The sequence below is a fragment of the Aliiroseovarius sp. Z3 genome, assembly GCF_029105185.1.
In the GTDB taxonomy this organism is placed as follows: Bacteria; Pseudomonadota; Alphaproteobacteria; order Rhodobacterales; family Rhodobacteraceae; genus Aliiroseovarius.
In genome coordinates, this window is sequence record NZ_JAFMZK010000006.1 from 130,453 (window position 1) to 144,036 (window position 13,584).

12 protein-coding genes are annotated in these 13,584 nt (G+C 59.0%); 9 read left to right on the forward strand and 3 right to left on the reverse strand.

The window, feature by feature from the left end; all coding sequences use genetic code 11:
- Both J3R80_RS12190 and J3R80_RS12195 read left to right on the forward strand, forming a co-directional pair.
- On the forward strand, window positions 1-267 hold the full coding sequence (locus tag J3R80_RS12190; protein WP_275394058.1) for a hypothetical protein: 267 nt from the start codon (window positions 1-3) through the stop codon (window positions 265-267).
- Window positions 268-275: 8 nt separating this feature from the next.
- A complete protein-coding gene (locus J3R80_RS12195) occupies window positions 276-953 on the forward strand; it encodes a DUF1523 family protein (protein WP_275394059.1) in 678 nt (225 codons plus the stop codon).
- A 55-nt stretch (window positions 954-1,008) separates the two neighbouring features.
- Here the strand turns inward: J3R80_RS12195 and J3R80_RS12200 are convergent, their stop codons facing one another.
- Window positions 1,009-3,360, reverse strand: a complete 2,352-nt coding sequence (locus J3R80_RS12200; RefSeq protein ID WP_275394060.1) for an aldehyde dehydrogenase family protein — start codon at window positions 3,358-3,360, stop codon at window positions 1,009-1,011.
- A gap of 10 nt (window positions 3,361-3,370) precedes the next feature.
- A complete protein-coding gene (gene deoC, locus J3R80_RS12205; RefSeq protein WP_275394061.1) occupies window positions 3,371-4,390 on the reverse strand; it encodes a deoxyribose-phosphate aldolase in 1,020 nt (339 codons plus the stop codon).
- Window positions 4,391-4,724: 334 nt separating this feature from the next.
- Between deoC and J3R80_RS12210 the strand changes: the two genes are divergently transcribed.
- The 5 genes from J3R80_RS12210 (at window position 4,725) to oppF (ending at window position 10,260) form a co-directional block, all read left to right on the forward strand.
- Entirely contained in the window at window positions 4,725-6,347 is a 1,623-nt protein-coding gene (locus J3R80_RS12210; RefSeq protein WP_343075826.1) for a peptide ABC transporter substrate-binding protein, read from the forward strand.
- Between the two features lie 71 nt (window positions 6,348-6,418).
- Complete coding sequence (gene oppB / locus J3R80_RS12215; protein WP_275394062.1) at window positions 6,419-7,360, forward strand: oligopeptide ABC transporter permease OppB; 942 nt, start codon at window positions 6,419-6,421, stop codon at window positions 7,358-7,360.
- A 12-nt stretch (window positions 7,361-7,372) separates the two neighbouring features.
- Entirely contained in the window at window positions 7,373-8,290 is a 918-nt protein-coding gene (locus tag J3R80_RS12220) for an ABC transporter permease subunit (RefSeq protein ID WP_275394063.1), read from the forward strand.
- Between the two features lie 12 nt (window positions 8,291-8,302).
- Window positions 8,303-9,277 carry an oligopeptide/dipeptide ABC transporter ATP-binding protein gene (locus J3R80_RS12225; RefSeq protein ID WP_275394064.1) on the forward strand — a complete coding sequence of 325 codons (975 nt, stop codon included), beginning with the start codon at window positions 8,303-8,305 and terminating at the stop codon, window positions 9,275-9,277.
- Window positions 9,274-10,260, forward strand: a complete 987-nt coding sequence (gene oppF, locus J3R80_RS12230; RefSeq protein WP_275394065.1) for a murein tripeptide/oligopeptide ABC transporter ATP binding protein OppF — start codon at window positions 9,274-9,276, stop codon at window positions 10,258-10,260. Before J3R80_RS12225 ends, oppF begins: the two co-directional genes overlap by 4 nt.
- A 47-nt stretch (window positions 10,261-10,307) precedes the next feature.
- Here oppF and J3R80_RS12235 read toward each other — a convergent pair whose 3' ends face one another.
- Window positions 10,308-10,499 (reverse strand): heavy-metal-associated domain-containing protein, encoded by a 192-nt coding sequence (locus tag J3R80_RS12235; RefSeq protein WP_275394066.1) that lies wholly within the window; start codon window positions 10,497-10,499, stop codon window positions 10,308-10,310.
- Between the two features lie 149 nt (window positions 10,500-10,648).
- On the opposite strand from J3R80_RS12235, the gene J3R80_RS12240 reads away from it, so the two are divergent.
- On the forward strand, window positions 10,649-13,111 hold the full coding sequence (locus tag J3R80_RS12240) for a heavy metal translocating P-type ATPase (protein WP_275394067.1): 2,463 nt from the start codon (window positions 10,649-10,651) through the stop codon (window positions 13,109-13,111).
- The gene (cueR, locus tag J3R80_RS12245; protein WP_275394068.1) at window positions 13,108-13,515 is read left to right on the forward strand and encodes a Cu(I)-responsive transcriptional regulator; all 408 of its coding nucleotides are present in this window, start codon (window positions 13,108-13,110) and stop codon (window positions 13,513-13,515) included. Before J3R80_RS12240 ends, cueR begins: the two co-directional genes overlap by 4 nt.
- Window positions 13,516-13,584 lie beyond the last annotated feature (69 nt).

Here is a 13,584-nt window from a genome sequence, read left to right on the forward strand (position 1 = left end):
ATGGGGTTGGTGCGACTTGTCATTTTTGGGTTTATCGGGCTGAGCATCGTCTATGTGCTGGTCAGCCTGTATTCCCGGTCGGTCCGGTTAGAGAAACTGGAAGATCAATGGGCCGAGGAACATCCCGATGGCGACGAAACCGACCGCGAAGCGTGGTTGCGCGAGGGGATGGAGGATTACAAGAGAAGCTTCCGTCCCAAGCTGATCCTGCTGGTCTATGTGATCCCTGCGATCTTCGTTCTGATGTCTCTTATCCTAATTAACTGAGGTTCTCCATGCGCCGTTTTCGTATCATCATCCGCAGCCTGATTTTCCTGATCCTGTTCGGCGTGTTTCACTATGTCCTGCCCCAGCATGACGTGGTGCGGGTCGTGAATACCTATCAGGAACGGCAGGACTTGGGGGATTGGACTCGCATTTTCTGGTCGAAGCCGGACGATCAGTCCGCAACGCTGGTCAACCGCGATGTGCAGTTTATCCAGACCAGAAAGAAAAAGACCTATCTTCTGGGGTTCATCCGCACCGATGCGGAAGAGGTCATGGTGTATCGCAACGAAGACACCGGCTGGGGCTGGCCGTTCTACTTCAAGTTTGACACCGCCAACTTGCAAACCGAGGCCGACGACCTGCAATCCACCGCCGAGAACCCGAAATGGGCGGTCGTCACGCATTACGGGTGGCGCAACGAGTTGATCTCAGCGTTCCCCAACGCGGTTGCCATTCGCCCTGTAACGGGGCCGGATGTGACCATCATTCCGTGGTTCAATATCCTGTTCTTCTTGGTGTTGGCGGTCATCATAGGGTTCGTCCGCGCCCTTTGGCGGCAGTTCCGCGAACGGTCTATTGATCCGGCTCTGGAAGACGCGGGCGAGGCTTGGGAGGCCGTAGACGCCCGCGCCGACGAAGCGCGGGGCCGGTTCTCGCGCTGGTTGGGATCGTGGCGTAAGAAGTGACACAACAAAAGCGCCGCGCAGAAGTCCTGCGCGGCGTTTTTCGTTTCGGCATCGGCTATTCGCCGTAAGGCACCCAGATGGTCTTGACCTCGGTGGCATGGGTCAGGAACTCACGGCCCTCGCCACCCGCGCCGAGCCAATCCCGCGTTTGGGCATTGTTGACCCAGGTCCGTTTCAGGTTGCCTGCGCTTTCCGCTTCGACAATGGCCGAAATATCAGCCCCGGATTGCGTCCACACGGCATCCACGCCCAGATGGCCAGACAAGGGCGCAGCCAGTTCCGCATGACTGCCGGTGACGATGTTCACCACGCCCGCCGGAACGTCTGACGTGTCGAGCACCTGATAGAAATCGGTTGCAGCCAGCGGGAAGGGTTCGCTTGCCGCCAGCACCACGCGGTTGCCCATGGCGATGGCCGGGGCCATCAGGGATACAAGGCCAAGAAGCGGCACCGCGTCGGGACAGAACGCACCGATCACTCCGGCAGGTTCGTTCATTGCGAGCGCCACACCGCGCATCGGGACCGGTTTGGCCGCACCGTCATATTTGTCGGCCCATGCGGCATAAGTGAACAAGCGGCTGACGGCAGCGTCCACCTCTTTTGCGCCACTACGCCCACCTGTCATGGTGTTGAGCCGGTCGGCAAACTCACCTGCGCGGGCCGACAGGTTTTCGCCGATATAGTAGAGGATTTGCGCCCGCAGGTGCCCGGTCGTCCTGGCCCAACCCGTCGCTGCATGGGCGGCTTCAACGGCGTTGCGGATATCCTTTCGGTTGGCGACGCCAACATGGCCCAGCAGGTCGCCCTGCTTTGACCAGACTGCTTTGCTGTATCCGCCATCGGGTCGCGCCTGCTTGCCACCGATATAGAACTTGGCGGTGCGGTCCAGCGCATCCACCTTCGCTTCTTTCGGGGCGGCGTAGGCCGTGATGGGCTTCAAGGACTGCGATTTGCCGCGTGGCTTGGTATAGGCTTGCAGCCCTTCCCAGCCGCCTTCGCGTCCGAACCCGCTTTCGCGCACGCCACCGAACCCGGCGGCTGCATCAAACATATTCGTGCCATTGACCCAAACAACGCCCGCTGCCAGCTTCGGCGCGATGTCGAGCGTCAGGTTCACATTCTCGCTCCACACGGTAGCGGCCAAACCGTAGCGGGTGTTGTTGGCGATCTCGATCGCCTCGGACGGGGTGCGGAAAGTGGTGGCCACCAGCACCGGGCCGAAGATTTCTTCCTGCATCAGCATCGAAGCCGATGAGAGGCCGGTGATCAGCGTGGGCGGATAGAAACAGCCGGAAGTGGGAAGCGGGCAGGGTGCTTGATAAAGCTCGCCATCGCCAGCACCTGCATCGACCAGTTTGGTGATTTGTGCGTGCTGAACCGGGTCCACAACCGCACCCACGTCGATGGATTTATCCAACGGATCACCCATCCGCAGCTTGTCCATCCGCGCGCGCAGCTTGGCATAGAAACGATCCGCGATGCCTTCCTGCACGATCAGGCGCGAACCGGCACAGCAGACCTGTCCCTGATTGAACCAGATCGCATCGACCAACCCTTCGACCGCCGAATCCAGATCGGCGTCGTCGAATACGATATAGGGCGACTTGCCACCCAGCTCCAAGGTCAGCGATTTGCCCGACCCGGCGGTTTCGCGGCGGATGACACGGCCGACTTCGGTCGAGCCAGTGAAGGCGATCTTGTCGATGTCCTCATGCGTGACAATGGCCTCGCCCACACGCCCGTCGCCGGTCACGATGTTCACCACACCCTTGGGCAGTCCGGCCTCGTCGCAAATCTGCGCAAACAGAAGCGCGGTCAGAGAGGTGTATTCGGCAGGCTTCAACACCACCGTGTTGCCCATCGCAATCGCAGGCGCGATCTTCCACGCCAGCATCAGAAGGGGGAAGTTCCACGGGATGATCTGGCCACAGACGCCCAAGGCCTCGCGGTCGGGCAACTCGGCGTCCTGCAACTGGGCCATTCCCGCGTGATAATAGAAATGGCGGGCGACCAGCGGAATGTCGATGTCGCGGCTTTCGCGGATCGGCTTGCCGTTGTCCAGCGTTTCCAAAACCGCGAAAAGGCGTGAATGCTTTTGCACCAGCCGCGCCAGCGCATAAAGGTATTTGGCCCGCTCGTGGCCTGACAGCCCGGCCCATTTCCGTTGCGCTTTCCGGGCTGCGGAAACAGCCGCGTCCACGTCGTCAGAGGTTGCCTGCGTGACCTTCGCCAGCACGTCTCCGGTGGCTGGGTTCTTGCTGTCGAATGTGTCGCCGACAACGGTCATCTTACCATCGATGTACAGACCAAATTGGCCGTTATGTTCGGCAATCCAGTCCTTCGCCTCCTTGGCGCTTTCGGGGGCGGGGCCATATTCCATGGTCTCGAAGATTTCTTTCACGGTCATGTTGATGTCCTCAACCCATCGGGTGGCGGTAGGTGGCCGAATAATGGCCGGTCACGTGGTGCTCCAACTGGCGTTCGATATCGCCCAGAAGAGAGCTGGCGCCGAAGCGGAACAGCTCGGGTGTCAGCCAGTCGTCGCCCAGCTCTTCCTTGATCAGTGCCAGATAGGTCAGGGCGTCCTTGGCCTTGGCAATGCCGCCGGCTGGCTTGTAGCCAACGCGGTATCCCGTTGCTTCGTAATAGTCGCGGATGGCGCGGATCATCACCAAGCTGACGGGCAAGGTCGCATTAACACTTTCCTTCCCGGTCGACGTCTTGATGAAATCCGCCCCCGCCATCATGCAGACCAGCGAAGCGCGTGCGACATTGCGCAGCGAACCAAGTTCGCCGGTTGCAAGGATCGCCTTTACATGGGCTTCGCCACAGGCATCGCGGAAATCGCGCATTTCGTCATAAAGCGCCTGCCAGTTGCCGGTCAGGACATGTTGACGCGAGATTACGATGTCAATCTCGGTTGCCCCGGCGCGTACGCTTTCGCGGATCTCCTCGACGCGAAGATGATATGGGCTAAGACCGGCGGGAAACCCGGTTGAAACTGCAGCGATGGGCAGTGTGACGCCCATATGCTTCAGCGTATCCACCGCAGCCGGGATCATGTCGTGATAGACGCATACGGCACCGGTCGTAACCTCTTCAACGCCGAGCGCATCCATGATTTCCGGGCGCACCGGGTGGGCCGCCTTGGCACACAGTCGGCGTACGCGCCCCGGCGTGTCATCGCCCGCAAGAGTGGTCAGGTCAATCATCGTGATGGCTTTCAGCAGCCACGCCGCCTGATGTTCCTTTTTCACGCTTCGGCGTCCGGGAAGCGTCGCGCAGCGGCGTTCGATCGCGGAAGTGTTGGCCTGGGCGGCGCGCACCCAGTTCATGTCAAGGTCCATGCCCGGATTTCGAGCATGGGTCACTTGGGGTAACTGCGCCGTGTCCCGATCCCTTTGTGAGGTGCGGGCTGATGTCTGTTCGCTTTGCACGGATTTCTCTCGGATATGTCCAGTGGGTTTTGGTTGTCCAAGGTTCGCACGGGCATTCGGAATTGGCAATATTGCAGTGGCGGAAGGCACCGTCCAGCAGATTCTCCGTCATTTTGACGACACCCACCGTCATAATCACGGATGCAGCGGGTATGGCATGGCGATCTGTTCTCTTTCCATGTTGAAAAACGACAGTGTTGCAGGGAGTTGTTTCTCCTGACAAGTTGCGCATAGGATGCTTCATCGGTGATTGCCGGAGAGCTGAGTCTCTCGCGGAACGATTGAGTTCCGTTTAATGCGTCATCCCACAAAAAACTGATAAGGGAGAACCTTCATGAACATTTCAATCAAAGCGGCCCTGCTGTGCTCGGCATTTGCGGTTGCAAGCCCGGCGTTTGCTGCGGGCATGCACCCGGTCACCGGCGAGGCGCTCGCGGATAACCAAACCTACACCTATCGGATGCTCGACGACGTGAAGTCGTTCGACCCGCAAATCAACACAGACGTTGAAGGCTCGCACATCCTGCGTGACCTGTTTGAAGGTCTGGTGAACTCGGACCCGCAAGGTAACTCGGTTCCCGGCGCTGCCGAAAGCTGGGAAGTGTCGGAAGATGGCCTGACCTATACCTTCAAGCTGCGCGACGCCAAGTGGTCGAATGGCGATCCAGTGACCGCCGGTGACTTCGTTTACGCATGGCGCCGTCTGGCAGATCCGGCCACGGCATCCGAATACGCGTGGTATATGGAGCTGATGGGCGTCGAGAATGCCACCAAGATCGTAGCTGGTGAAATGGCCCCCGATACGCTGGGCGCAACCGCCATTGACGACAAGACCCTTGAGGTCAAGATTGATGCGCCGCGTCCCTATTTCCCCGGCATGCTGACCCACGCATCGACCTTTCCTGTGAACCAGAAAGTGCTTGAAGCGCATGGCAACGACTGGACCAAACCCGGCAATCTTGTTGGTAACGGTGCATATGTCCTGACCGACTATGTCTCGGGCGTGAAAGTCACCCGCGAGCGGAACCCGATGTATTGGGACAACGACAACACCATTCTGGAAACGGTTGTTGCGCTGGTTATCAACGATGAAAACATCGCCCTGACGCGTTACGACGCGGGCGAAGTGGACAAGACCGAAGTTCCTGCTGGCCAGTATCCTGCCCTGAAGGAAAAACTGCCGGACGAGACCTATTCGACCCCGCGGTCGTGCTCGTATATCTACATGTTCAACCTGGGTGAAAACGGCCCTGAAGCCCTGAAGGATGTGCGCGTTCGCAAGGCAATGTCCTATGCGCTGAACCGCGATGTGATCGTGGACAACATCCTGAAAGGCGGCCAGTACCCTTCCTATAACTGGACGCACCAGAAAACCGCCGGGTTCGAAATGCCAGCGATCGATTATGCGACCTGGTCACAGGACGAGCGGGTGGCGAAAGCCAAAGAGCTTCTGGCAGAGGCAGGTTATGGCGAAGGCGGCAAGCCGCTTGAGCTGACGTTGAACTACAACACCTCGGAAGCGCACAAGAAGATCGCAATCGCGGCCTCGCAGATGTGGAAGCAAAACCTGGGTGTGAACGTCACCCTGGCCAACTTCGAATGGAAAGTGCATCTGGACAAGCTGCGCAGTGGTGATTTCGGTATGGCACGCTATGCGTGGTGCGGTGACTATAACGAGCCGTCGACCTATACCGACCTGTTCACCACGACATCGGGTCACAACAACGGCAAGTACACCAACCCGAAATATGACGAGTTGGCGAAAGCGGCAAAAACCTCTGACAACCCTGCTGAAGAATACAAGCAGATGGAGCAATTGCTGGCCGACGACATGCCGATCGTTCCGGTGTACCAGTATACCAACGTGATCATGGTCAAACCGGACCTGAAAGGCTTCCCTTTCGAGGATCTGATGAACAACATCTATTCCCGCACGATGTACAAGGTGGCTGAATAAGCTATCCTGTTCTAACCAAATCGGGGCGTGTCCGGGAAACCGGGCCGCCCGCCTAAAAGCGGGGCTTCCATATGCTGGGTTTTGTTCTTCGTCGCATCGCGATGGCCGTTCCTGTCATCTTGATCCTGATCATCTTCTCGTTCGTCCTGATGCGTGCCGCGCCGGGTGGGCCGTTCACAAAAGAACGCGCATTGCCACCGGTGGTGTTAGAGAACATCAACGCCAAATACGGGCTTGATGATCCCTTTCTCGTTCAGATCGGTACATATCTGAAAAACATTCTGTTCCATTTCGATTTCGGACCCAGTTTTGTTTATCAGGACAGAACGGTGAACCAGATCATCGCGGACGGTTTCCCGGTTACGTTGACCTACGGGTTCTGGACCTTCGTTTTCGCTGTTTTGGTCGGGGGTGCCTTGGGCATCGTGGCGGCCTTGAAGCAGAACACCTGGATCGACTATCTGGCGGTCGGGTTCTCAATCGGGGCGCAGGCGTTGCCCAACTTTATCATGGCACCCATTCTCGTGCTGGTCTTTACACTGTGGCTTGGTTGGCTGCCCGGTGGCGGCTGGTGGGGCGGACCGAATGATCCCAATTCCTATACCTCGTACCTTGTCATGCCCGTCATCGCGCTGGCGACATCCTATCTGGCGTCGATTGCGCGGCTTACGCGATCTTCGATGCTTGAGGTCATGAACTCCAACTTCATCCGAACCGCGCGGGCCAAAGGATTGCCGGATCGGACAATCATCCTGCGTCATACGCTGAAACCTGCGCTGATTCCTGTTATCTCGTATCTTGGGCCGGCCTTTGTTGGCATGATCACCGGGTCGGTTGTGGTTGACATGTTCCTGTCGACCGGCGGGATCGGTAAAGATTTCGTGCAGGCCGCTCTGAACCGCGATTACTCGGTTATCATGGGTATCACGATCCTTGTCGGTATGCTGACGATCCTGTTCAACTTGGTCGTGGACGTGCTTTACGCATGGATCGACCCAAGAATTCGGTACTAAGGGGGCGCTCGCATGGCACATGTAACAAACGTAGAATCCGCCATCGACTCGACCGAAGTGATCAAAGGCCGCTCGCTCTGGCAAGATGCGAGGGCGCGGTTCTTTCGCAACAAGGCCGCGGTCGTCTCGCTGATCATCCTGATCCTTGTTTCGCTGTTTGCGCTGTTCGGCGGAATGCTCACCCCTTGGTCGAACGAAGAGATTGACTGGAACCTGATGGGCGATGTGCGCACACTTGGTGGTCCGTCGTTCGAAACCAAGCATTATTTCGGATTGGACCCGTTGGGGCGCGACCTGTTTGCCCGCGTGGTGCAGGGAACGCAGATTTCGCTGATGATCGGTATTGTCGGCGCGCTGATTTCAGTGATCGTCGGAACGTTGTACGGCGCCACTGCCGGGTTCATCGGCGGGCGGTTGGACAATATCATGATGCGGATCGTCGATATCCTCATGGCGATTCCCTACATGTTCGTCCTGATCCTTCTTCTGGTGGTGTTCGGTCGGTCGATTTTCATGCTGTTCGTCGGGATCGGTCTGATCTCGTGGCTGGACATGGCACGGATTGCGCGGGGGCAAACCCTGTCGATCAAGAACAAGGAGTTTGTCGAGGCAGCGATCGCCACGGGTGTGTCCACCCCCAAGATCATCATCCGCCATATCGTTCCGAACCTGCTGGGCGTCGTCATCGTCTATGCAACGCTTCTGGTGCCGTCGATGATCATGTTCGAAAGCTTCATCTCGTTCCTGGGGCTGGGCGTGCAAGAGCCGCTGACCAGTTGGGGTGCGCTGATCAACGAAGGGGCGGGGCAGATGCGCTATGGTACCCTGTGGATGCTGGGTTTTCCGCTGTTCTTCTTCCTGATCTCACTGTTTGCTTTCTTTTTCTTTGGTGACGGCCTGCGCGATGCGCTGGACCCGAAAGATCGGTAGGGGTTTAGCAATATGGCACTTCTTGAAGTTCGTGAACTTAGCGTTCACTTCGACACCCCTGACGGCACCGTCACCGCTGTGGACCGGATCAGCTTCGATTTGACGGCAGGCGAAACGCTGGGCGTGGTCGGGGAAAGTGGGTCGGGCAAAAGCCAAACCGTCTTCGCCATCATGGGACTGTTGGCCCGCAACGGCAAGGCGACCGGATCGGTCAAGCTGGCAGGGGAAGAGATACTGAACATCTCGACCAGCAAGCTGAACAAGATCCGGGCCGAGAAGATCGCGATGATCTTTCAGGACCCGATGACCTGCCTGAACCCGTTCATGCGGGTGTCAGACCAGATGGCCGAGGTTTTGACCCATCACAAGGGCATCTCGCGGTCCGAAGCGGTGCGCCAGTCGGTCGAATTGCTAGACGCCGTCCGCATCCCCGAAGCCAAAAAGCGCGTCAACATGTATCCGCACGAGTTCTCGGGCGGGATGCGGCAGCGGGTGATGATCGCGATGTCGCTTCTGTGCAAGCCCGACATCCTGATCGCCGACGAACCGACAACGGCGTTGGACGTGACCGTGCAAGCGCAGATCATGAAGCTGCTGGAGGATTTGCAATCCGAGTTCGGCATGTCGATCATCCTGATCACCCACGACCTTGGTGTTGTGGCCGGGTCGTGCAAGGAAACGCTTGTCATGTATGGCGGGCAGCAGATGGAATACGGCACCACCGAGGGGCTGTTTGAACTGCCGACCCATCCCTATACGATGGGCTTGTTGAAGGCCGTGCCGCGTCTGGATGTCGAAAGCGCGCGACTTGCGACCATTCCGGGCAGCCCGCCCAACATGATGAATATGCCGATCGGTTGCCCGTTCTCGCCGCGCTGCGAATTTGCAATCGAAGACTGCGCCACCGTCCGTCCGACGCTGAATGGCGTGGCAGGCCGCAAGGTGCGGCGCCGTGCCTGTATCCGATCATTGGAGGAGCTTGTATGAACGCCCAATCCCCTCTGTTATCCGTCCGTGATCTTAAGGTCTGGTTCGACATCAGAGCCAAAGGCGCCATGCCGTGGACCGCTCCTGACAAATTGAAGGCCGTTGATGGTGTCGATTTTGACCTGATGCCGGGGGAAACCCTTGGCATCGTGGGCGAAAGCGGCTGTGGCAAGTCGACACTGGCCCGTGCGATCATGCGCATGGTGCCGGCGGAGGCTGGCACCGTTCTATGGCTGGGTGATGATCTTTTGTCGCTCAACAAGCACGGCATGCGTGAGCACCGCAAAGAGATGCAGATGATTTTTCAGGATCCTCTGGCGTCGCTGAACCCGCGGATGACCATTGGCCAGATCGTGGCGGAACCGCTTAAGACCCACTATCCCGACGTTTCAAAGTCCGAAGTGAAGGCCCGCGTGCGCGAGGTGTTGGACCGTGTGGGCATCCTGCCCAACATGATCAACCGTTATCCACACGAGTTTTCAGGCGGACAGTGTCAGCGGATCGGGATTGCTCGCGCGTTGATCCTGAAGCCGCAATTGATCATCTGCGACGAACCTGTATCGGCGCTGGACGTGTCCATTCAGGCGCAGGTGATCAACCTGTTGATGGACATTCAGCAGGAAATGGGGCTGAGCTTGATCTTCATCGCGCATGATTTGTCGGTTGTGAAGCACATCTCGACCCGTGTGATGGTTCTGTATCTTGGCAATGTCGTGGAAATCAGCGAAGCCGAGCAGCTGTATCGCGCGCCCGGCCATCCCTATACCCAAGCGCTGATCTCGGCGGTCCCGATCCCCGATCCCAAGGCCCATGCTGAGAACGAGGTGATGCTTCTGGATGCCGACTTGCCTTCGCCACTCAACCCACCGTCGGGTTGTGTGTTCCGCACACGATGCCCGCTTGCCAAACCCGTCTGCGCAGAAACAAAACCGCCGCTGACAGATCGCGGCAACGGGCAACAAGTGGCCTGCCACGTGATCTGACGGGATTGATCCGGATAAACAGAAACCCCGGCCTGTGCCGGGGTTTTCTATTTTTGCGCTGCGGGAAACCCGATTTCGTCCAGCTTGGCGATAACCGCCTCGGTCGCCAGACCGCTGACGTCGACCGTGCGCGCCTCCATGTCGAAAGACAGATGTTCGGCCCCTGCTTTGGTCAAGATTTCGGTGATCGAAGCCTTGCAGTGCCCGCAACTCATATCCGGCACGTGAAATGTCGCCATGTGGAACCCCTTTTCGCAAACGGTGTTTACTATCTCCATACGCCCAACCGCAGGGCGGTCAAGCGGCATCAGAATATTCTGTCGCCATGTCTTGACCTTCCAGTCACTGGAAGCCTTATGTAAGGTGCATCCTGATATCGGAGCACCTCATGCCCACTGCAACAACTCTGACCCTGAAGCTTGAAAACCTGTCCTGCGCGTCTTGCGTCGGGCGGGCCGAACGGGCATTGACCGCCATTGACGGCGTCGAAAGCGCGCCTGTCAATCTGGCGAATGAAACGGCGCGTGTGGCCTTTTCGACCCCTGCAACAGCCAGCAATTTGACAGAAGCGTTGGATCGCGCGGGATACCCCGCCCGGCGCGAAACGGTAGTGTTGGACGTTGGGTCGATGACCTGCGCGTCCTGCGTCGGACGGGTCGAGCGGGTGTTGACCGCAACGCCGGGCGTTTTGGAAGCGTGGGTCAATCTGGCGTCGGAACGGGCCTTTGTCACCTATCTGGCCGGGGCAGTCAGCCCGGATGAACTGGCCGCAAAAGTGACCAAGGCAGGGTTTCCGACGCATCTGCGCAACGCTGCGGCTTCAAACGGCCCCGGCGACAAAGACGCCGAGGCGCGTTCCCTGAAGCAAAAGGCTCTTTTGGCCGCCGCGCTGACTTTGCCCGTGTTCATCCTTGAAATGGGCGGGCATTTGTATCCGCCCTTCCACCACTGGATCGCGCGCACAATCGGCCTTGGCACGTCGCACTGGATTCAGCTTGTTCTGACGACGATTGTCATGGTCGGGCCGGGGCGCGTGTTCTTTTCCAAAGGGGTGCCCGCCTTGTTGCGTGGCGCACCCGAAATGAACGCGCTGGTCGCGTTGGGCACGTCAGCGGCCTATCTTTATTCGGTCGTGTCGGTGCTTGCGCCGGGGATCCTGCCATCTGGCACGGCGAATGTCTATTTCGAAGCGGCGGCGGTGATCATCGTGCTGATCCTGATCGGTCGCTGGATGGAAGCCCGCGCCAAGGGCCGCACGGGCGAAGCGATCCGGGCGCTTGTGGCACTGGCGCCGAATGACGCTTTGGTCGATGTCGATGGTCAAACCGTGACGCGCCCCGTGGCGCAGGTTGTCACCGGAGAAGTTGTGGTGATCCGGCCCGGTGAACGCGTCCCGCTGGATGGCGAAGTGATCGAGGGCGAAAGCCTGATCGACGAAAGCATGATCACGGGTGAACCGGTGCCGGTGCCCAAGACCACGGGCGACACAGTGACCGGCGGCACCGTGAATGGGACTGGCGCGTTGAAGGCACGGGTCACGGCCGTTGGGCCGGATACACTCTTGTCGCAGATCGTGCGCATGGTCGAGGACGCGCAGGGCGCACGGCTGCCCATACAGGCGCTGGTCGACCGGATCACCGCTGTTTTCGTGCCGATCGTGATGGGAATTGCCGCCCTGACGGTGGCGATCTGGCTGTTGATCGGGCCGGACCCTGCACTTGGTCTTGCTCTGGTTGCGGGTGTCTCGGTCCTGATCATTGCCTGCCCTTGCGCGATGGGATTGGCGACGCCGACGTCGATCATGGTTGGCACCGGGCGGGCGGCGCAATTGGGTGCATTGTTCCGGCGCGGCGATGCCTTGCAATCCCTGCAATCTGCACAGGTCGTTGCTTTCGACAAAACCGGCACGCTGACGCAAGGACGGTCTGAACTGACGGCATTCGAAACTGCCGGTGATCTGGATGCCGACATGGTTCTGGCCATGGTTGCCGGGGCCGAGGCGCACAGCGAACACCCCCTGGCCCAAGCCATTCTGCGCGGGGCGGAAGATCGTGGTCTTGCTCCGGCGAAAGCCGGCAACGTGCAGACCGTGACCGGGTTCGGTCTGCAGGCAGAGGTGGACGGCGCACACCTGCTTGTCGGATCGCAGAAGTTCATGGAACGTGAAAACATCCCGATGACCGACCTTGTGGGGCGCGCAGACCCCATGCGGGCCAAGGGCCACACGGTGTTCTTCGTGGCCATCGACGGTGAGCTTGCGGCACTTATCGGTGTGTCCGACCCGATCAAGCCTGACACCGCACCTGCCTTGGCCGCGTTGCGCGCGATGGGGAAACAGCTTGCCATGATCACCGGCGATGACCCGGCCACCGCCGCCGCCATTGCCGACCAGCTTGGCATAGACCACGTAAATGCCGGGGTGCTGCCTGACGGCAAGGTTGCGGCGGTCGAGGCGCTTCAGGCGCGTTATGGCAAAGTGGCTTTTGTCGGCGATGGCATCAACGATGCGCCCGCTTTGGCGCGCGCCGATGTCGGTCTGGCCATCGGAACCGGCACTGACGTGGCCATCGAAGCGGCGGATGTCGTGCTGTCCTCGGGGGCGTTGTCCGGTGTGGCCAACGCGTTCGAGATCAGCCGCCGCACCATGATCAACATCCGTCAGAACCTGTTCTGGGCCTTTGGCTACAACGTCCTTTTGATCCCCGTGGCGGCTGGGGTGCTGTACCCCCTTTGGGGCATCCTTCTGTCACCGATGCTGGGGGCCGGGGCGATGGCGGCGTCCTCGGTGTTGGTGCTGACCAATGCCCTGCGGCTTCGGTTTGTCCGTCCTATTTTGGAGGAAGCTGCATGAACATTTCGGATGCCGCCCAACGTGCTGGACTGCCTGCGAAAACAATCAGGTATTATGAAGATATCGGGCTGGTCACACCCAATCGTGATACCAATGGATACCGCGTGTTTTCCGAGCGGGAGCTTCACAAGCTGACGTTCCTTGCGCGATCCCGCGCGCTTGGCTTTTCCATCGAAGACTGCCGGGCCCTGCTGGCCCTTTACGAAGATCAGACACGGGCAAGTGGTGATGTGAAACGTATTGCCAAAGAGCATCTGGACGAGATCGAGGTGAAGATTTCTGACCTGGTGGCCATGCGGGATACGTTGTCAGAGCTGGTGCATGCCTGTTCGGGTGACGATCGGCCGGATTGTCCGATCCTGAAGGGGATTGAACACGCTGCTGGTCCAACCAAAAAGCCTTGAGCCACATCAAAGACAGGTGATGTTTGCAGGTGCAGAAACGTGGCAGGAGGAGTAGTTGGCCCATCTGAC

Excerpts from the sequence above, each read along its gene's own strand:
- J3R80_RS12190 (WP_275394058.1), top strand. The coding sequence starts at position 1 with ATGGGGTTGGTGCGACTTGTCATTTTTGGGTTTATCGGGCTGAGCATC.
- J3R80_RS12235 (WP_275394066.1), bottom strand. The coding sequence starts at position 10,499 with ATGGCGACATTTCACGTGCCGGATATGAGTTGCGGGCACTGCAAGGCT.
- J3R80_RS12225 (WP_275394064.1), top strand. The coding sequence starts at position 8,303 with ATGGCACTTCTTGAAGTTCGTGAACTTAGCGTTCACTTCGACACCCCT.
- J3R80_RS12200 (WP_275394060.1), bottom strand. The coding sequence starts at position 3,360 with ATGACCGTGAAAGAAATCTTCGAGACCATGGAATATGGCCCCGCCCCC.
- J3R80_RS12195 (WP_275394059.1), top strand. The coding sequence starts at position 276 with ATGCGCCGTTTTCGTATCATCATCCGCAGCCTGATTTTCCTGATCCTG.
- oppF (WP_275394065.1), top strand. The coding sequence starts at position 9,274 with ATGAACGCCCAATCCCCTCTGTTATCCGTCCGTGATCTTAAGGTCTGG.
- cueR (WP_275394068.1), top strand. The coding sequence starts at position 13,108 with ATGAACATTTCGGATGCCGCCCAACGTGCTGGACTGCCTGCGAAAACA.
- J3R80_RS12210 (WP_343075826.1), top strand. The coding sequence starts at position 4,725 with ATGAACATTTCAATCAAAGCGGCCCTGCTGTGCTCGGCATTTGCGGTT.
- oppB (WP_275394062.1), top strand. The coding sequence starts at position 6,419 with ATGCTGGGTTTTGTTCTTCGTCGCATCGCGATGGCCGTTCCTGTCATC.
- J3R80_RS12220 (WP_275394063.1), top strand. The coding sequence starts at position 7,373 with ATGGCACATGTAACAAACGTAGAATCCGCCATCGACTCGACCGAAGTG.
- J3R80_RS12240 (WP_275394067.1), top strand. The coding sequence starts at position 10,649 with ATGCCCACTGCAACAACTCTGACCCTGAAGCTTGAAAACCTGTCCTGC.